The organism is Thioclava electrotropha (assembly GCF_002085925.2).
GTDB lineage: Bacteria > Pseudomonadota > Alphaproteobacteria > Rhodobacterales > Rhodobacteraceae > Thioclava > Thioclava electrotropha.
On the sequence record NZ_CP053562.1, the window covers coordinates 2,592,680 to 2,612,500 of the forward strand.

9 protein-coding genes, 1 tRNA gene, 2 rRNA genes and 5 pseudogenes (1 of these 17 running past the window's edge) are annotated in these 19,821 nt (G+C 58.3%); 13 read left to right on the forward strand and 4 right to left on the reverse strand.

Features of this window, described 5'->3' with window-relative positions; translation table 11 throughout:
* From AKL02_RS12310 to istB, 13 genes and pseudogenes are all read left to right on the forward strand, one after another.
* The gene (locus tag AKL02_RS12310; protein ID WP_083077529.1) at positions 1-1,071 is read left to right on the forward strand and encodes an FAD-binding oxidoreductase; all 1,071 of its coding nucleotides are present in this window, start codon (positions 1-3) and stop codon (positions 1,069-1,071) included.
* A gap of 40 nt (positions 1,072-1,111) precedes the next feature.
* Entirely contained in the window at positions 1,112-3,148 is a 2,037-nt protein-coding gene (locus AKL02_RS12315; protein WP_083077531.1) for an NADH:flavin oxidoreductase, read from the forward strand.
* A gap of 1,079 nt (positions 3,149-4,227) precedes the next feature.
* Positions 4,228-5,346 carry a GDP-mannose 4,6-dehydratase gene (gmd, locus tag AKL02_RS12320; protein WP_083077533.1) on the forward strand — a complete coding sequence of 373 codons (1,119 nt, stop codon included), beginning with the start codon at positions 4,228-4,230 and terminating at the stop codon, positions 5,344-5,346.
* Positions 5,347-5,356: 10 nt separating this feature from the next.
* The gene (fcl, locus tag AKL02_RS12325; RefSeq protein ID WP_083077535.1) at positions 5,357-6,328 is read left to right on the forward strand and encodes a GDP-L-fucose synthase; all 972 of its coding nucleotides are present in this window, start codon (positions 5,357-5,359) and stop codon (positions 6,326-6,328) included.
* Positions 6,329-6,338: 10 nt separating this feature from the next.
* Positions 6,339-7,166 (forward strand): annotated as a pseudogene (locus tag AKL02_RS12330) (mannose-1-phosphate guanylyltransferase); the annotation flags it as partial.
* A gap of 63 nt (positions 7,167-7,229) precedes the next feature.
* Positions 7,230-8,419, forward strand: a protein-coding gene (locus AKL02_RS12335) for an IS3 family transposase (RefSeq protein ID WP_108722461.1) whose coding sequence is annotated in 2 segments (ribosomal slippage) — positions 7,230-7,482 and positions 7,482-8,419 — 1,191 coding nt in all. Because the reading frame shifts where the segments join, the coding sequence is not laid out codon by codon here.
* 10 nt (positions 8,420-8,429) lie between these two features.
* A pseudogene (locus AKL02_RS12340) lies at positions 8,430-9,047 on the forward strand (cupin domain-containing protein); the annotation flags it as partial.
* A gap of 168 nt (positions 9,048-9,215) precedes the next feature.
* A complete protein-coding gene (locus AKL02_RS12345) occupies positions 9,216-10,037 on the forward strand; it encodes a hypothetical protein (RefSeq protein WP_133052025.1) in 822 nt (273 codons plus the stop codon).
* A gap of 55 nt (positions 10,038-10,092) precedes the next feature.
* Positions 10,093-11,160 carry a glycosyltransferase family 2 protein gene (locus AKL02_RS12350; RefSeq protein WP_165757070.1) on the forward strand — a complete coding sequence of 356 codons (1,068 nt, stop codon included), beginning with the start codon at positions 10,093-10,095 and terminating at the stop codon, positions 11,158-11,160.
* A gap of 127 nt (positions 11,161-11,287) precedes the next feature.
* Positions 11,288-12,049 (forward strand): glycosyltransferase family 25 protein, encoded by a 762-nt coding sequence (locus tag AKL02_RS12355; RefSeq protein WP_083080402.1) that lies wholly within the window; start codon positions 11,288-11,290, stop codon positions 12,047-12,049.
* Positions 12,004-13,116, forward strand: a complete 1,113-nt coding sequence (locus tag AKL02_RS12360) for an O-fucosyltransferase family protein (protein ID WP_165757069.1) — start codon at positions 12,004-12,006, stop codon at positions 13,114-13,116. The genes AKL02_RS12355 and AKL02_RS12360 overlap by 46 nt, the downstream gene beginning before the upstream one ends.
* 742 nt (positions 13,117-13,858) lie before the next feature.
* Positions 13,859-15,579 (forward strand): annotated as a pseudogene (gene istA / locus AKL02_RS12365) (IS21 family transposase).
* Positions 15,509-16,271: pseudogene (gene istB, locus AKL02_RS12370) on the forward strand (IS21-like element helper ATPase IstB). The pseudogenes istA and istB overlap by 71 nt, the downstream one beginning before the upstream one ends.
* Before the next feature lie 168 nt (positions 16,272-16,439).
* Here istB and AKL02_RS12375 read toward each other — a convergent pair.
* From AKL02_RS12375 to AKL02_RS12390, 4 genes and pseudogenes are all read right to left on the reverse strand, one after another.
* Positions 16,440-16,670, reverse strand: a pseudogene (locus AKL02_RS12375) (transposase); the annotation flags it as partial.
* Positions 16,671-16,968: 298 nt separating this feature from the next.
* Positions 16,969-17,045: transfer RNA gene (locus AKL02_RS12380), tRNA-Met, on the reverse strand.
* Between the two features lie 195 nt (positions 17,046-17,240).
* Positions 17,241-17,355, reverse strand: a 5S ribosomal RNA gene (gene rrf, locus AKL02_RS12385).
* Between the two features lie 131 nt (positions 17,356-17,486).
* Positions 17,487-19,821: ribosomal RNA gene (locus AKL02_RS12390) — 23S ribosomal RNA — on the reverse strand (it continues 498 nt past the right edge of the window).

Sequence of the window (19,821 nt, forward strand, 5' to 3'; positions counted from 1 at the left end):
ATGGCTGCAACTGCTCAACCGCTCCTTCAGTTCTGGACCGATAACGAACCGCTGGAATGCGTCAACTTCCTGCCCGAGGCCCCGAATACGGCGAGCTTCACCTTTCGCCCGCCCTCGGGGGCGCTGTTCCACTTCAATGCCGGGCAGTTCGTGACGCTGGAATTGCCGGTGGCGGGCGGTCCGCTGCACCGGACCTTCACGATCTCCTCCTCGCCGTCGCGCCCCACCTCGCTCACCGTCACGGTCAAGGCGCAACCGGACTCGCTCGGCACGCGCTGGATGCTCGACAATCTGCGCCCCGGCATGCGGATCAAGGCGTTGGGACCGGCGGGGATGTTCTCGAACGTCGTTCATCCGGCGTCGAAATACCTGTTCATCTCGGCAGGCTCCGGCATCACTCCGATGATGTCGATGACGACGCAGCTCTATGACGCGGGCAGCGACCCGGACATCGTCTTCATCAATTGCGCGCGTCGTCCGTCGGAGATCATCTTCCGCGAACGGCTGGAGCATATGGCCTCGCGCCTGCCGGGGATCGCGCTGACCTGGGTGGTCGAGGAGCAGGATCGCTACGCGCCCTGGACCGGGATCAAGGGGCAGTTGAACCAGCTCATCCTCGGTCTCGCAGCCCCCGACTATCTCGAGCGCGAGGTGTTCTGCTGCGGCCCCGAGCCTTTCATGCGCGCGGTGCGCGAGGCGCTGACCGGGCTCGGCTTCGACATGGACCACTACCATCAGGAGAGCTTCAACGCCCCGATCTCCGATCGCCCGGTCGAGCCCGAAGACGACGTGACCCCCGACGAGGATGCCGCCGTCGAGGTCACCTTCGCCAAATCCGGCAAGACCGCGAAGATCAAGGAGACTGAAACCCTGCTCGCCGCCGCAAGGGCCGCGGGCGTGCCGCTGCCATCGGGCTGCACCTTCGGGGTCTGCGGCACCTGCAAGATCAAGACCAAGGGCGGTCAGGTCCACATGGTCCACAACGGCGGCATCACCGATGACGAGATCGAAGAAGGTTACGTTCTCGCCTGCTGCTCGAACCCGATCGGCGACGTCTCGATCGACGCCTGACGCCCCCTACCCTCAAGACCCGACCTCAAGGAGTCCGCCCATGTCCAGTGATCCGCTTCTGCAGCCCTATCAGCTCAAGCATCTGACGCTGAAGAACCGCCTGATGATCACGAGCCACGAGCCAGCCTACCCCGAGGACGGGATGCCCAAGGATCGCTACCGCGCCTATCATGTCGAGCGGGCGCGTGCGGGTGTGGCGCTGACGATGACCGCGGGCTCCGCCTCCGTCGCCCGCGACAGCCCACCGGTCTTCAACAACATCCTCGCGTGGAAAGACGAGGTCGTCGGCTGGATGAAAGAGCTGACGGATGCCTGCCACGAGCACGACTGCGCCGTGATGATCCAGCTGACCCATCTCGGGCGCCGCACCCGCTGGGACAAGGCCGACTGGCTACCGGTCGTCTCGTCGAGCCATGAGCGCGAGGCCTCGCACAAGGCCTTCCCGAAAAAGGCCGAGGATTGGGACATCGCGCGCATCATCGAGGACTACGCCGATGCCGCCGAACGCATGAAGGCGGCAGGGCTCGACGGGATCGAGCTGCAAGCCTATGGCCACCTGATGGATCAGTTCTGGTCGCCTCTGACCAACGATCTGGACGGCCCTTATGGCGGCAGCCTGGAGAACCGTCTGCGCTTCACCTTCGACACGCTCAAGGCGATCCGCGCGCGGGTGGGCGACGAGTTCATCGTGGGCGTGCGCTACACCGGCGACGAGGACCTGCCCGGCGGCATCACCCGCGAAGAGGGGCTGGAAATCTCGCGGCGGCTGAAAGACAGCGGCATGGTCGATTTCCTCAACGTGGTGAAAGGCCATATCGACACCGATGCGGGCCTTACCGACGTGATCCCGGTGCAGGGCATGCGCAGCGCGCCGCATCTCGATTTCGCCGGAGAGATCCGCGCCGCCACCAAGTTCCCGACCTTCCACGCCGCCAAGATTCAAGATGTCGCCACCGCGCGCCATGCCATTGCGGAGGGCAAGCTCGACATGGTCGGCATGACCCGCGCCCATATGGCCGACCCGCATATCGTCGCCAAGATCATGCGCGGCGAGGAAGAGCGCATCCGCCCCTGCGTCGGCGCGAATTACTGCCTCGACCGGATCTATCAGGGCGGCATGGCGCTGTGCCTGCACAACCCCTCGACCGGGCGCGAGTTGGAGGTCCCCCATGAGATTGCCAAGGCCGATGCACCGCGCCGCGTGGTCATCGTCGGCGCCGGTCCGGCGGGGCTCGAGGCCGCGCGGGTGGCTGCGGAACGCGGCCATGAGGTCATCGTGCATGAGGCCGCCAACGATCCCGGCGGCCAAGTGCGCCTGACCGCGCAATCCAAGCGCCGCCACGAGATGATCCAGCTGATCCAATGGCGGTTCGCGGAGTGCGAGCGTCTCGGTGTGAGTTTCCGGTTCAACAGCTATGCCGACGCGGACACCATCCGCGCTGAACAGCCCGATGTCGTCGTGATCGCGACCGGCGGGCTGCCGCATACCGAGGTGCTGGATGCAGGCGACGATCTCGTCGTCTCGTCCTGGGACATCCTCTCGGGTGACGCCCGCCCCGGCAGCAACGTGCTGATCTATGACGACGCCGGCGACTACGCCGCCCTGCAGGCCGCCGAAACCCTCGCCGCCAGTGGCGCCAAGGTCGAAATCATGACGCGCGACCGGAATTTCTCCTCCGAGGTCATGGCGATGTCGCTGACCCCGTCCTTGCGCGAATTGCAGGCCCGCGACGTGACCTTCACCGTGCTTTGGAAACTGACGGGGGTGGCGAAGGACGGAAACGGCTTGGTCGCGCGCGTCGGCAGCGATTATGGCGCTTTCACCCGCGAGCGGCAGGTCGATCAGGTCGTCGTCAATCACGGCACCCGCCCGCTCGACGACATCTATTTCGACCTGCGCGAAGACGCGAGCAATCAGGGCGAAGTCGATTACGAAGCCCTGATCGCCGGCCAGCCGCAAACGGTCACGCGAAATCAGAGCGGCGCCTATCAGCTCTTCCGCATCGGCGACGCCGTGGCCGCGCGCAACACCCATGCAGCAATCTACGATGCCCTGCGGCTGATGCGCACGGTCTGATCGTGGAACAGGGCGAGCGGTGCGCTCCAGTCTCCCACGGCACGAGAGCCTGGGGCACACTGCGCAGGCTGCGGTCAGTGCAGGGATGGGGTCTGCCGTATAGGTCATCTGAAAAGCGAAAGACCGCGAGCATATTGAGCTGCGGCTTGATCGTTCTGATATGCCTTCTTGATTTTGGTGGCGGGAGCTCGCATTGGCCTTGACCGAACAAGCTCTAGGTTGATCAAGGAAAGCAAGAGCACCTACGGTCGACTTTTCCAAAGCTCTTAAGGCAGTGCAGCCCTCGCGACCTGTCTGCCCTCAGATTATTTGGGCCATCGCGCCTCGTCCCGGTGGCGCATCGCTATGGCAATCTCTGAGCAGACGGCCTGGAAACCACGCAAATGTGATAGCATGCATGACCGCAGCCATACGGCGCTCCGGTTGCAGACGACGCGGGCGCCGCCGAAGAGGCAGATGGTATCGCTGGACAACCTTCTGGCCGCGGCTCGGGAGCTCTTGAACCCAATGCGTTTCGCTCATGTCTGGATCGTCGCCTGCGCTGGCATGGCGTCGGCAACTTGAGCGAGCTGAAGATACTCTTTTGATGTGACCTGTAGTCTATATTTGCTAATGTCTCGATGTTATCGCTAAGAAATGCATGGGGAAATTTCTGATTGCCCCGTGAGCATTCGAATGGCCGTTGCAGACTGGATTTCAAGCGGATCGCTTGAAGAAGTTGAAGCGGAGGCAGATTTCGCTTGGGAAACCCCTTCCAATGACGCTATGGCGAAACAGGCAGCAGACTATCGTTGCTGCGCTCGACGCGATCATCGCGGAACCTCATCTAGCACACGAAATCGTTGAGAGGCCTCTCGGCCCCGAGCCTCTTCAAACTCTATAACTGTTGCAGCAAGACGCGCAGTCGCTGTTGATTTGCTAGATGATCCGTTCCGGGTTTTCCACAGCGGATCAGCTTCCGCCATCATGATAGACCTTAGGCGGTCCCCGCGAACTTCTCGAAGACCTATCACTCTTCGCAGTTTTCGGTGTATGAACTGAGCAAGCTCAGCGACGCAAAAATGGATACGGAAATATAAATGAAGCGCGCATTGATTACAGGCATCACCGGTCAAGACGGCTCGTACTTGGCAGAACTTCTCCTGAAAAAAGGCTACGAGGTTCACGGCATCAAGCGCCGGGCTTCGTTGTTCAACACGCAGCGGATCGACCATATTTACGAGGATCCGCACAGTAACCACGCCCAGATGAAGCTGCATTACGGCGATCTATCGGACACGTCGAACCTCACACGCTTGATCCGAGACATTGAACCCGACGAAGTTTACAACTTAGGCGCCCAGTCCCATGTCGCCGTCTCTTTTGAGGCACCGGAATACACGGCTGATGTCGATGCTATCGGCACGCTACGCTTGCTTGAAGCAATCCGGTTCCTTGGGCTCGAGAAGAAGACTCGGTTCTATCAGGCCTCGACCTCCGAACTCTACGGCCTCGTCCAGGAAACACCGCAGAAGGAGACGACCCCCTTCCACCCGCGCTCGCCTTACGCGGTCGCCAAGCTCTACGCCTACTGGATCGCGGTGAACTACCGCGAGGCCTACGGGATGTATGCCTGCAACGGGATCCTGTTCAACCACGAGTCCCCACGCCGCGGCGAAACCTTCGTCACCCGCAAGATCACCCGCGGCCTGTCGAACATCGCGATGGGGCTCGAGCCCTGCCTCTATATGGGCAATATCGACAGTTTGCGCGACTGGGGCCACGCGAAGGATTACGTCCGGATGCAGTGGATGATGCTGCAGCAGGAGACGCCCGAAGACTTCGTGATTGCCACCGGAAAACAGTATTCCGTGCGAGAATTCATCACCTGGAGCGCGCGCGAATTAGGGATCGAGCTGGAATTCTCGGGTTGCGGCACCGAGGAGATCGCCACGGTCGCAGCCATCGAGGGTGACAAAGCGCCCGCGCTGAAGGTCGGCGATGTCGTCATGCGGATCGATCCGCGTTACTTCCGTCCCGCCGAGGTGGACACGCTGCTGGGTGACCCGACCAAAGCCAAGGAGAAGCTCGGTTGGGTGCCCGAGATCACCGCACAGGAAATGTGTGCCGAGATGGTCGCCGAGGACCACAAGGCAGCGCGGCGCTATGCACTCCTGAAGGAACACGGGCTGGACCTGCCGGTCTCGCTTGAGGGCTGAGGCAGAGACGATGACCAAGATCTACATCGCAGGCCATCGCGGGATGGTGGGCGGCGCGATCCTGCGCCAGCTGAAGGCACGCAAGGGCAAGGGCGAGGCGCTGGAGTTGATCACTCGCAGGCATTCTGAACTCGACCTGACCGATCAGGCGGCGGTGCGCGACTTCATGCAGGCGGAGAAACCCGACGTGGTGATCCTCGCGGCCGCCAAAGTCGGCGGAATCCACGCGAACAACACCTATCCGGCCGAGTTCATCTACGAGAACCTCATGATTGAGGCCAACGTGATCCACCAGGCCTTCGCCGCCGGGGTCACGAAACTCCTGCAGCTTGGCTCATCTTGCATCTATCCGAAAGCCGCCCCGCAGCCGATGGCGGAGGACGCGCTACTGACCGGGCCCTTGGAGCCCACGAACGAGCCCTACGCGATCGCGAAGATCGCCGGGATCAAGCTCTGCGAGAGCTACAACCGCCAGCATGGCGTGGATTACCGCTCGGTGATGCCCACGAACCTCTACGGGCCGGGCGACAACTTCCACCCGGAGAACAGCCACGTGCTCCCTGCCCTCATCCGGCGCTTCCACGAAGCGGCGCGCGACGGGCTGGAAGAGGTCACGATCTGGGGCACCGGCGCGCCGCGACGCGAGTTTCTCCATGTCGACGATATGGCCGAGGCCTCGCTCTTCGTGCTCGACCTGCCCAAGGGCGCCTACGACGCGAATACCGATCCGATGCTGAGCCATATCAATGTAGGCTCGGGGAGCGACATCTCGATCCTGGAGCTGGCGCAGATGGTCGCGAAGGTGACCGGTTTCGAAGGGCGGATCACGACCGACACCTCCAAGCCCGATGGCACAATGCGCAAGCTGATGGATGTCAGCCGCCTGAAAGCGATGGGCTGGCAGGCGCGTATCGAACTCGAAGGCGGGATCACCGACACCTATCGCTGGTTCCTCGCGAACTACGACACTGCCAGAACCTGAGAGGGAATTCATGAGCAAGACGATCCACCCCGTCCTCCTCTGCGGCGGTTCGGGCACGCGGCTCTGGCCGCTCTCGCGCAAGAGCTACCCCAAACAATTCGTCAATCTGATGGGGGAAGAGAGCTTGTTCCAGGCCTCGGCCAAGCGGCTCGCGGGCGACGGCTTCGCCGCTCCCTCGGTAATCACAGGCGCAGATTTCCGCTTCGTGGTGATCGAGCAACTGGCCGCGCTCGAAATCGCCCCCGCCGACATCCTGATCGAGCCCTCCGCTCGCAATACCGCCGCGGCGATCTGCGCAGGCGCTCTCGTGCTCGAAGCGCGCGAGCCGGGCGCGCTGATGCTCGTGGCGCCCTCCGATCACGTCATCCCAGATCCTGCGCGCTTCCGCGCGGCGGTCGAGGCTGCCGCCCGGGCAGCTGAAGCCGGACAGCTGGTCACCTTCGGCATTCGTCCTGATCGCCCTGAGACCGGCTATGGCTGGCTGGAACTGAGCGAAGCCCCGGACTCGGAGTTCTCCGCAACCCCACAGCCGCTGAGATCCTTCGTCGAGAAGCCTGACCTGGCCAAAGCCGAGGCGCTGCTCTATGGCGGTATGCATCTATGGAATGCAGGTATCTTCCTGTTCTCGACCTCGGCGATCCTCGACGCCTTCGCAAAACACGCGCCCGAGACGCTCGCGCAGGCCAAGGCTGCCGTCACCGCCGCCGAACGCGATCTGGGCTTCACCCGGCTCGCGCCCGAGCCCTGGGCGCAACTCGAGGATATCTCGATCGACTACGCGGTGATGGAACGCGCGGACAACCTGACCGTCGTGCCCTATGGCGGCGCGTGGTCGGACTGACCTGCCACGGGATTTTTCCTCCACCATCGATTAGAGTCCGACCCAACTTGAGGACGGACAATGAAGCGAACGAGATTCACGGACGAGCAGATCATCGGCATCCTGGCCGAGCACGAGGCAGGCGCGAAGTGCGCGGACCTGTGCCGCAAGCACGGCATGTCGGAAGGGACCTTCTATAACTGGAAGGCGAAGTTCGGCGGCATGACGGTGCCGGAGGCAAAGCGGCTGAAGACGCTCGAAGACGAGAACGCCAAGCTGAAGAAGCTGCTGGCCGAGCAGATGCTGGACTTGGCGGCGATGAAGGAACTGGTTTCAAAAAAGTGGTGACGCCTGCCGTGAAGCGCGAGGCGGTCGCGCATCTGAGGTCCCTGCTCGGGCTCTCGGAGCGGCGGGCGTGCCGGATTGCCGGGGCGGATCGCAAGATGGTCCGCTATCAGGCGCAGCGAGCTCCGGATACGGAGCTGCGTGGCCGTCTGCGCGAACTGGCCAACGAACGCAGACGGTTCGGCTATCGGCGGCTCTTCGTGCTGCTGCGCCGCGAGGGCGAGCCATCCGGGATCAACCGGATCTATCGGCTCTACCGCGAAGAAGGCCTGACGGTGCGCAAAAGGAAGGCCAGGCGTAAGGCGGTCGGAACACGGGCCCCGATCTTGGTCGCGGCGCGTCCCAATGCCCGCTGGTCGCTGGATTTCGTTCACGACCAGTTCGCCAACGGTCAGCGTTTCCGGGTGCTCAACGTGGTCGACGATGTCACCCGGGAGTGCCTCGCGGCGATCCCGGACACCTCGATCTCGGGGCGCCGTGTGGCTCGTGAACTGACTGCCCTGATCGAGCGCCGCGGAAAGCCGGGGATGATCGTCTCTGACAACGGCACCGAACTGACCAGTAACGCAATCTTAACCTTCGCTACCGCGCACCGGATCGAGTGGCACTACATCGCCCCGGGCAAGCCGATGCAGAACGGCTTCGTGGAGAGCTTCAACGGGCGGATGCGGGACGAGCTGCTCAACGAGACCATGTTCCGAAACCTGGCCCACGCGCGGATCGTGATCGCCGCCTGGGCTGCCGACTACAATACCGAACGCCCGCACTCGGCCTTGGACTACCAGACACCGGCTGACTACGCGCGGGCCCTGACCACCGCAATCGCCCGCCCCGCTGCGCGAGATGATAGCTCCGCGCGTCGGGCGATTGCTCAACCTGCGCCGATCGGCGTAAACACCAACCGGGCTCCGGTCGCGGCTGGATGAAAGTTCAGTGGCAGGTCAGGACTTGGGCGACTGGCAGGCGGTCTGGCGCGAGCAGAACCCGAACGAGCACGGCATCGTAGCGACCGGTCCCGCCACCGCGGTCGACTGTCGCGATACACTCCTGCATTCAACGGATAGCGCTCAGGAACTGGTCGGGATCGGGCTCGAAAATATCATCGCGGTCGCCATGCCCGATGCCGTGCTCGTCGCCCATAAGGATCGCGCACAGGACGTGAAAAAGGCTGTAATCGAGCTAAAGGCCAAGGGGGCGGCTCAGGCCGAGACCCTGCCCCGGGATTTCCGTCCCTGGGGGTGGTATGAGAGCCTCGTGGTCGGTCAGCGCTTCCAGGTGAAGCGGATCCACGTCCACCCCGGCGCGGCACTGAGCCTGCAAAGCCATCACCACCGCGCTGAGCACTGGATCGTTGTCGAGGGCACCGCTAAGGTGACCATTGATGACGAGGTGAAACTCGTGACCGAGAACCAATCCGTCTACATCCCGCTCGGTGCCGTCCATCGCATGGAAAACCCGGGGAAAGTTCCGCTGACGCTGATCGAAGTGCAAACCGGCAGCTATCTCGGAGAAGACGACATCATCCGCTATGAGGATGTCTATGCACGGGAGTAAAAGGAAACAGAGATGAAACGCAAATAGCGCGTCAAAGATCAGCAAGTTGGGTTCCTCAGGTGAGATGCAAATGAAGTTACTCAAATCAAACGCGGGTCAGCCTCTCCAGCTCCACACAGCGCAGCCGAATTTCGATATATTGCTCCGTCTTTGTTGGGCGAGGTGAAGATGCCAGAAAATATAAAAAAAACCGAAGCACTGTATTGCATGGGCTTCTGGCCAATTGAAAACAACCAGAAACGAAATTCGGATCATTATAAGAGATTATTACCCGAATCTATGAAGCTTCTGCGTGGAAAACGCTTGCACCTTTTCTACGATGGAGAAGAGATTGGCGAAAGCTTCGTGGCGGAAGCTGAAAGAAACGACGTCGAAGTTTCCAAAAGTAGAATTCGCATATCAGACCTTCCGACGTACGATGCCGTCTTGCCGATAATCTCAACCTGTGAACGCTTAGTATCGGAGGGCAAGCACCATGAAGAGATGCCCGCGCGCGAAAAGATGTCGATGCATTTGAAACGCGATTACTTGCTGTCTGGTGCGGACGCGTTCCGGTCTATGGTGACGATTTGGACATCTAAGCTTCCTCTTCTTGCCGACTTGTCTAGTTCCGCGCCTGCAGGCGTAAAAAGCGTCGCTTGGGTCGACGCCTCAATTGCGAAATTCAAAGGCAGCCGGACGAACTGGAATTTCATGCGGCAGACTTGGCCACATAATCGTGTCGGGCACTATGCAAGCCCAATGTTTTTCCATGGCGCCCCCTTGCCACTCAACGCAAGCTTTCTTGCTGCTTCCATCGAGCTCTGGCCGAAGGTGAACGCCCTTTTTCTGGAAGAGCTCGCAAAGAAAGCGGGAGACGGGTATGTTCACGATGAAGAAACGATCATGAGCGGCGTCGTGACGCAAAATCCTGAACTTTTCTATACGCTCGGGAAGCCTGTAAGGGGCATCAGGCGCTTACCCTTGAAGCTGGCCTCTTTATTTCAATGAGCGTGCTCAACACCAAGAAGCCCTCATTCGCCAAGTCCTGCCGGAAGGAGCGCGCGTGACGGAAGTGTCGTCCAATTCCTCAGCTGAGGTAGTAGAACAGCAGCTAAAATGGTTAAGCATTCTCATACCAACCCATAATGCGGAGCCATACCTCGCAGAATGTCTCGGGAGCGTATTGTCGAATATAGGCGAGCTTTCCGAAAATGCGGCGGCTGGGATAGAACTAATCGTTCTCGATGATGCCTCTACAGACGGCTCGAGAAAGATAATTGACGAATTTCGGTTCTGTTTTCCAGATACGGTCTCAGTCATAGAGCATGACAATTCCCGGGGTGTAAGCGCAGCCAGAAACAGTCTGATCGCACATGCGAAGGGCGAATATATTTGGTATATCGATGCCGATGATTTAATGGCGCCCGGGGTTATGATCGATCTTCTCGATATCATGCATCGTATCAAACCCGACTATATTATGTGCGACTACGCAACCTTTTCGAATGAGCCGACCGGTCTCTCGAAAAAGGCCCGCAAATCGACGTTCAACGGCCCCTCCAATGTCCTTATCGAAGATTGCTCGACGGCGCTTTCCGGGCTCTTCGAAACTGGCGCTCTTCATCCTTGGTCGAAAATACACCGGCGATCGCTATATGCGGACACTTTGACCTTTCCGGTAGGTAGGATCTACGAAGATCTCCTTGTCATGCCGTTGCTCGCATTGCGTGCGGCGAGTTTCTTCCATGTGAAGGAAGCTTGGATCTTCCATCGAAAGCACCATGGTAGTCTGATCGGATCGAGAGCAATAGAGAATACCGAAGATAAGTGCTTCGCGCTGGTTACGCTCGCTGGTGAGTTCGAGAAGGAAGGCGGTCGCCTCTCACGCGGATTTAGAAGCGCGTTCTACTATTTCATGGGGCGCCATCTGCGCGTTCTCTTCAAACAACTCGTGCGCAGCGCCGATTTCGAGACCGCAAAGGAAGCGTATAGCACATGTTCGAAGATGTTGAGCAGCACTACGATCCGCATCGATGGCCGCGTGCGCAATTCACTGATCAGACGAGGCCGATTTGGGAAGCTGACTGGGCTGCTGCTCTGGAAACGCCGGGCGCAAAAAAGGTTCGAGTAGGAAAGTCGTTTCGTGGCGCCCGCCGCAACATTGATGCCCCTCACCGCCCCTGCAAGAACGTAGATATCGTCGAACAAATCGGTATGTCTATGCTACCTTCGCAGACCTGATCTGGGAAACCTGAACAATGTCCAAAGAAAATGAATCTGACTGGCCTATCTTGGTCATCTCCCTCCAGGATGCCGCCGAGCGGAGGGCAATGGTCTCGAAGCAGCTCGAAGCGCTTGGTTTGTCCTTCCAATTCTTCGACGCAATCGATGGCCGCTCCGGATTGCCAGCAGCTTACGAAAGCCAGGTCGATCGCCCCGGCACCGAGCTATATTTTGGCCGCCCGATGAGCGATGGTGAATATGCCTGTGCTCTCTCACATCTCGCAGTTTATCGGAAAATCATCGAAGAAAAACTTCCTGGTGCAATCGTCCTTGAAGATGATGCCATTCTTGGAAGCGCTTTCGCGCTATTCTTGACGGAGAGAGGCTACGAGCACGCTCCGCTCATCCAACTCGACCATCTTAACGCACGTGTGCGACGAATGGGCGCAACCACGATAGGAATTGAGAGCTGTACGCTCTGGCGTTTGCATAGCAATGCCTTCCTTGCGACTGGCTATGCGATTAACCAGCAAGCTGCTTCATTCATTTTAGAGCAGGCTTTACCTTTGCGGTCTCCCGCAGACTGGCCATGTGACTTACGTCCGCTCGGCCCGTATTGTACAGTGCCTCGCCTCGTCGATCACCCGACGGCAGAACAAGTCGCGTCATCGCTTGGTGGCAGGCGAAACACGTTGACCAAGAGACAAAAGCGAAATTTAAAATATGGGCGGAAATACCTTGCGAGCAGATATTGGAAAAAGAAATGGATAAAGTTGATAACGAGGCGTCTGTCTTGATCGACGCCGGAAAACGATATTTGCTCGCCCGCCCCTGCGGCGGCTTCAACGATTGCTTGGTGCAACTGGACGCGGCGCGGCGTCACGCGGAACGCTTTGGCCGGACGCTCATAATCGATACCAGCCGATCGGGCCTCAAAGCCGGCTTTGAAACGCTTTTTGTAACTCGGCCCAACTTTGGCTGTCCGGTAATCATGTGGTCTCGCGAAGTTGGCGTAGCGCTCGATACTTTAAAGTCGGTGCGACCCGCGGAACTTACGCATAGGATCACCAGCTATCAGACCACCTATGACGATGAAACCTGCTTGCATCGCGACACGCAAACCAAGGCCCTCACTAGCGTTGATCTTGAACGAGATCACCCCGAAACACTAATTGTTCAGGAGCGCGCGGGCGGCGGCATAGAGTCGCTCCGCTTCCTGCGAAGGGTCTCGCTACGCTCTGAGGTCGCTACAGAAGTCGCTGCACGGCTTTCGACATTGGGAAGGGATTACGATGCCATCCACATACGCCACTCCGATTATCGCACAGATTTTGAAGGCTTTTTGCAGCGCATTTCTCCGATTTTCGCAGGGCGGAAATTGCTAGTCTGCACTGACAGTGCAGAGGTGAAAGAAACCGCGCCACGCCTTTTAGGTAAGCGCGTCGAGGTTATCTCGATCGCTGAACCACCTGACACGAAAGGCCAGCCGCTCCACGACACGGAACTAGCGGATCGTCATGCGGCCAACCTTGATCTGCTTACCGAGATAATCGCAATGGCGCGAGCGCGGAATTTTTTTTTCACGCAACTTGACAGAACTCATCCGCGCTGGAAGTTTTCAGGATTCGCAAAATTGGTCGTAGCAATCCGCGCCGCGCCCGACACGCTCGACATACTATTTACAAATTGCGACATGCCGTCGTTCCAAAACCTACATTCTCGCAAAAAAATAATCGGCGAGCAAAACAAAGGTACCGATATGATTAGAAGGAGCCTTTCGCTTATCCAACTTCAATGGTGGAATCGAAAAGCTTTTCGAGAGACCAGAAAAATTAGGAGGCGGGTTGCAAAAGAGTTTCTCTGATGGATTTCCTGAGAAAGATTCATAATAGAACCTAGCGGATCACCGAAAAAGCCCCGACACCCCAAAACAAGAAAAAACACCAAATGCAAAATAAAAAAATTTATATAAACCAAAAAACTAGCACCTTCTCTCGGGACAAGCCGCGCCCTAATTCCGCAATCGAGCTGCCCAAGCCGGCAAAATATATTTCATACCTTCGAAGCTCCCATGCTAGCCTTGAACCTCATGATTTGATGTCTCCGCCCCACGATCTTTTCCCAGAAGGCCTGAGATACTTTGATCATTCCGATGTTCAGAAAAATCTGGATGCTTCTGTGCCTTGGAAGGGCTATCATCTGAAAAATGATAGTTACCCTTAATCGCAATCCGCGACCATTCTTCTAGTAGCTCTATATTTCTCTCCGTTTTCTGCAAAACAAGAAGCCCGCCACCGAACTGACTTGTCTTGATATGAGATTTTTTTTCATACTCCAACCTCATCCGCGCAATTCTGCTTTGTCCAGTGTACCCCGTCGAATACATTACTGAAGAAGAGCATCTTTTAAGAACTGCCTTGCGTCATTTCTAGATATTTCAGAAATCCGCCTATTCCGTTTTATTACAGATAAACCCGCATCCATATATGTGAACAGGCATGCAATTTTGACCCCGTAGCGGGGTAATCGGCATCGAAAAGTGCCCCCCCCCCCCTTTACACTGATGTGGATGGTGCTCCCGAGGTCATCGGGGTGCACAGTGTGGGATGTTGGTTGTAGAGACGATTGCGAAGATCCGGCGGGCGTATTTTCAGGATTGAGGCATTGAGCTGCCACTGGTCCGAGGCCAATGCCGAACAAGTCGATCAAGCAGATTTGCCGAGAGCTGCGGGCCTCGCGGAATACGGTGCGCAAGGTAATCCGGTCAGGGGCAACCGAACTGACCTACGAGCGCACGATCCAGCCGCTACCGAAGATCGGCCCTGGACGAGTAAGCTCAATGACATGCTGGCGGCTAACACCCGAAAGCCGAAGCGTGAACGGCTGACCCTCATCCGGATCTTCGAGGAACTGCGCGCCCGCGGTTACGACGGCGGCTATGATGCCGTCCGACGCTACGCCGCTTCGTGGAACAGGGAGGAACGGGAGTCGTCGGCTGCCGCGTATGTCCCGCTGACCTTCGCCCCGGGCGAGGCCTACCAGTTTGACTGGAGCCATGAGATTGTGTGGTGATCGACGGGGTGACGACCACGGTAAAGGTTGCCCACGTTCGCCTGTGTCACAGCCGGATGCTATTCGTCCGGGCCTATCCTCGCGAGACGTGAGGCAGATGGTCTTCGACGCCCACGACAAGGCTTTCGCCTTCTTCGGCGGGACCTGCACACGCGGGATCTACGACAGCGGGAATTGTCCGCCATTGGTCCGAGGACAATGGACGCGAAGCCGGCGGTGGACACGATCTTCGTCGGCCGCGATCGCGCCTACAATCGACGCTTTCAACAGATGTGCGGGCATTACCTGGTCGATCCAGTTGCCAGCACCCCGGCCTCGAGCTGGGAGAAAGGACAGGTCGAGAACCAGGTCGGGGTCGTGCGGCGGCGGTTCTTCGTCCCACGGCCCAAGTTCAAAAGCTACGCCGAGTTCAATAACCCGCCTTGTTGCGCCATTGGTCCGAGTGACAATGGCGCGTGCTTGAAGATCGCTGCGTGGCCTGGGCAAAGGCCAATCTCCATCAGGAGCTCAGGGACCAGACGAACTGGGACGCATTTCAGGCCGAGCGCGAGAGCCTCGAGCCCTATGTCGGCCCGTTCGATGGCTTTCACGCCGTGCCTGCCGCTCGACCATTGTTCTCGAACCAATGGCGAACAAGGTCTCGCTGTCCAAGACCTGCCTCGTGCGGTTCGACAATAATCGATACTCAGTCGACGCACGCGCCGTCGGACGACCGGTCGAGATCCGCGCCTATGCCGAGCGCATCGAGTTCTGGCAAGACGGCAAGGTCGTTGGCCAGCACGAGCGCGCCTTCGGACGCAACAAGGACGTCTACAACCCTCTGCACTACATCCCTGTTCTTGCGCGCAAACCGGGCGCCTTGCGCAACGCCGCGCCCTTCAAGGACTGGGAGCTGCCGCCCGCGATAAAGCGTGTTCAGCGCAAGCTCGGGAAGGTGCCGAACGGTGATCGTCAGATGGTCCAGATCCTGAGCATGATCCCCACCGATGGGTTGGACGCGGTGGAAGCTGCCTGTTCGGAGGCGCTGATGGAAGGGGCTCCGGCAGCGGCCGTCGTGCTGAACATCTTGGCCCGGCATCGTGAACCACCACCGCCACTGACAATCACCACACCGGATGCGCTGCGTCTGACCTGCGAACCAGTGGCCGACTGCAAACGCTACGACAGTCTGAGGAGACCAAACCATGGAAAGATCACAGGTGCTGGACGCGATGGGCCAGCTGAAGCTCTATGGAATGAAGGCCGCTTACGATGAGATCATCACCACGGCCGTGAAGCGGCAGCACGAGCCACAGCAGATCGTCGGTGATCTGTTGAACGCCCAAATCAGCGAGGTGAGGCGTGAGTCGCCACTGGTTCGAGGCCACGCCGAACGGCACGCTCGATCAAGTATCAGCTGACCATCGCCCGACTGCCTTTGGCAAAGGAAATCGACGAGTTCACCTTTGAGGACACGCCGGTGAACGAGACGCTGGTGCGCGACCTCGCAACAGGTGACTTCCTCGATCAACAGCGCAACGTCGTGCTGATCGGCGGCACTGGGACCGGAAAGTCGCATCTCGCCGTCAGTATTGCACGAGCCTGCATAAGACGTGGCAAGCGCGGCCGGTTCTTCAATGTTGTGGACTTGGTGAACAAGCTCGATGCCGAGGCCCGCGCCGATCGCCAGGGTGCACTGCCGATCTGCTCTGCCGCCTCGACTTCCTGATCCTCGACGAGTTGGGCTACCTACCATTCGCTCAGACCGGCGGGCAGCTCCTCTTCCATCTCATAAGCCGCCTCTACGAGCGCACCTCGATTATCGTGACGACCAACCTCGACTTCGGAGAGTGGCCCTCGGTCTTCGGCGATGCGAAGATGACGACCGCGCTCCTCGACCGACTTACCCACCATTGCGATATCGTCGAAACCGGCAATGAGAGCTGGCGCTTCAAGACCCGCGAATGACCGAAGACCCGCTGGCCCGATACGGCTGCGCGGTGTGATAGCTACACCGCATCGGGCCAGCTCTCGTCGTGCCAAAGGGGGTCAATTTTGGGCGCCGATTGGGGGGCAAAATTGCGTGCCGATTGACAGTCACTCAGACCAATGGCGTGACATGGCTCGTCGTCACCACTTTTTTGAAACCAGTTCCTTCATAGCCGCCAAGTCCAGAATCTGCTCGGCCAGCAGCTTCTTCAGCTTGGCGTTCTCGTCTTCGAGCGTCTTCAGCCGCTTTGCCTCCGGAACCGTCATGCCGCCGAACTTCGCCTTCCAGTTATAGAAAGTCCCTTCCGACATGCCGTGCTTGCGGCACAGGTCCGAGCACTTCGCGCCTGCCTCGTGTTCGGCTAGGATACCAATGATCCGGTTCCGATGCGCTTACGCGGCCCCAATGGGGCCACGATCCCATTTCCAATCAGTGAATCTCGTTCGCTTCATCGTCCGCCCTCAAGTTGGGTCGGACTCTAATCGATGGTGGAGGAAAAATCCCGTGGCAGGTCACAACGCAACCAGTCGACATCCGAACAGGGATCGATGGGCTTGTTAATTCCATTTCGGGGAATTTGGATCTCGACCCTATTACCTTCCACGGCGGAACCAGCGCGCACGCCATCAGCCGCCCTTTTGGGCGTGATCAGACTGTAATTTCTGGGTATTTGTTTGGTTGCGGGAGTAGGATTTGAACCTACGACCTTCAGGTTATGAGCCTGACGAGCTACCGGGCTGCTCCATCCCGCGTCCGTTGAGCGTTTGCCTTTATGTCAGGTTATGAGCCTGACGAGGCGATCGCGTTAGGCAAACTCTCGAGGAGAGTTTGTAGCGATTGCGGGGTGCTCGATCCCGCGTTTGTTTCCCGAGGGCTTTATGTTTTTGCGATCGGGATTTTGTTTGTCATCGTTGTTTGAGAGATGAAGTTTTATCGCTTCTTTCTAGGTTTGGCGGTGACCTACTCTCCCACGTCTTAAGACGCAGTACCATTGGCGCGACGGCACTTAACGGCCGGGTTCGGAATGGAGCCGGGTGTTTTGCTCGTGCTATGACCACCAAACCGAGGAAGAAGCGATGAAGTTCAAGTCATGCGGCGCTTGCCGCCTCCAGCATTGCGCTGGCGCGGAGCGTTCTACACTAAATTAATGCATGCTGTTTGATCGGATGCCAGAGGTCTGGCTTCTACCGGATCAAATCAAGCCAATCGGGCAATTAGTACTGGTCAACTGAACGCGTTGCCGCGCTTACATCTCCAGCCTATCGACGTGGTGGTCTTCCACGGCCCTCAAGGGATACCTAGTTTTGAAGGGGGCTTCCCGCTTAGATGCTTTCAGCGGTTATCCTGTCCGGACATAGCTACCCAGCACTACCGTTGGCACGATAACTGGTCCACCAGTGGTCCGTTCACCCCGGTCCTCTCGTACTAGGGGCAACTCTTCTCAAGTATCCTACACCCACGGCAGATAGGGACCGAACTGTCTCACGACGTTCTAAACCCAGCTCACGTACCTCTTTAAACGGCGAACAGCCGTACCCTTGGGACCTGCTCCAGCCCCAGGATGAGATGAGCCGACATCGAGGTGCCAAACGGTGCCGTCGATATGGACTCTTGGGCACCATCAGCCTGTTATCCCCAGAGTACCTTTTATCCGTTGAGCGATGGCCCTTCCACTCGGGACCACCGGATCACTATGGCCGACTTTCGTCTCTGCTCGACTTGTCAGTCTTGCAGTCAGGCTGGCTTCTGCCATTGCACTCAACGACCGATTTCCGACCGGTCTGAGCCAACCTTCGCGCGCCTCCGTTACACTTTGGGAGGCGACCGCCCCAGTCAAACTACCCACCACGCAGGGTCCCGGATCCCGATAAGGGACCGCGGTTAGACATCAAGCAGGCGAAGGGTGGTATCTCAGGATGGCTCCACGAAGACTGGCGTCCCCGTTTCAAAGCCTACCACCTATCCTGCACATCACATGCCTGATGCCAGTGCGAAGCTATAGTAAAGGTTCATGGGGTCTTTCCGTCTAACCGCGGGTAGTGTGCATCTTGACACACAGTTCAATTTCGCTGAGTCCACGTTTGAGACAGCGGGGAGATCGTTACGCCATTCGTGCAGGTCGGAACTTACCCGACAAGGAATTTCGCTACCTTAGGACCGTTATAGTTACGGCCGCCGTTTACCGGGGCTTCAATTCGGAGCTTGCACTCCTCCTTTTAACCTTCCGGCACCGGGCAGGCGTCAGACTGTATACGTCGCCTTACGGCTTCGCACAGCCCTGTGTTTTAAGTAAACAGTCGCCACCCCCCTAGTTTGTGCCCCCCACCCTCACTTGCGTGAGAATGGGGCCTCCTTCTCGCGAACTTACGGAGGCATTTTGCCGAGTTCCTTAAACGTGGTTCTCTCAAGCGCCTTGGTATTCTCTACCAGTCCACCTGTGTCGGTTTCGGGTACGGTCCGATAGTGGGGCTATTTCCAGGAACTGCTAAGCGGCCCACACAATCCAATAAGTGTGAACAACCCTCGCAATCCGTCACCACCACATGGCCCAGGAATATTAACCTGGTTCCCATCGACTACGCCTTTCGGCCTCGCCTTAGGGGCCGGCTTACCCTGCTCAGATTAGCTTTAAGCAGGAACCCTTGGACTTTCGGCGACAGGGTCTCTCACCCTGTTTGTCGCTACTCATGTCAACATTCTCACTTCTGATCACTCCACCGGATGCCTTACAGCCCGGCTTCACAGTCAGAACATTGCCTCCAATACTCCGAGAACGGAGATAAGGAGGCAGCGTTCTATATCACAGAACGCTCCGCTACCACGCACATCACTGTGCATCCAAAGCTTCGGCTCATGGCTTGAGCCCCGTTACATCTTCGCCGCAAGACCTCTTAACTAGACCAGTGAGCTGTTACGCTATCTTTAAAGGATGGCTGCTTCTAAGCCAACCTCCTGGTTGTTTTGGAAGTCTCACATGCTTTCCCACTTAGCCATGAATTGGGGGCCTTAGCTGTTGGTCAGGGTTGTTTCCCTCTCCACGACGGACGTTAGCACCCGCCGTGTGTCTGCCGATCAGTTCTTCCCGGTATTCGGAGTTTGCTTAGACTCAGTAAGGCTGTGGGCCCCCATCATCCATGCAGTGCTCTACCCCCGGGAGAATACAATCGACGCGCTACCTAAATAGCTTTCGCGGAGAACCAGCTATCTCCAGATTTGATTGGCCTTTCACCCCTAGCCACACGTCATCCGGACCCTTTTCAACGGGTGTCGGTTCGGCCCTCCAGTGAGTGTTACCTCACCTTCAGCCTGCACATGGCTAGATCATCTGGTTTCGGGTCTGATCCATCGAACTTATTCGCCCTGTTAAGACTCGCTTTCGCTACGCCTACACCTAACGGCTTAAGCTTGCTCGATAGACCAAGTCGTTGACCCATTATACAAAAGGTACGCCGTCAGAGCTCAAGGCTCCTCCGACTGCTTGTAGGCGTCCGGTTTCAGAAACTGTTTCACTCCCTCGTCGGGGTGCTT

Bases quoted from the DNA above. Each gene is read 5' to 3' on its own strand.
- AKL02_RS12345 (WP_133052025.1), top strand. From the start codon at position 9,216: ATGCCAGAAAATATAAAAAAAACCGAAGCACTGTATTGCATGGGCTTC.
- AKL02_RS12310 (WP_083077529.1), top strand. From the start codon at position 1: ATGGCTGCAACTGCTCAACCGCTCCTTCAGTTCTGGACCGATAACGAA.
- fcl (WP_083077535.1), top strand. From the start codon at position 5,357: ATGACCAAGATCTACATCGCAGGCCATCGCGGGATGGTGGGCGGCGCG.
- AKL02_RS12355 (WP_083080402.1), top strand. From the start codon at position 11,288: ATGTCCAAAGAAAATGAATCTGACTGGCCTATCTTGGTCATCTCCCTC.
- gmd (WP_083077533.1), top strand. From the start codon at position 4,228: ATGAAGCGCGCATTGATTACAGGCATCACCGGTCAAGACGGCTCGTAC.
- AKL02_RS12315 (WP_083077531.1), top strand. From the start codon at position 1,112: ATGTCCAGTGATCCGCTTCTGCAGCCCTATCAGCTCAAGCATCTGACG.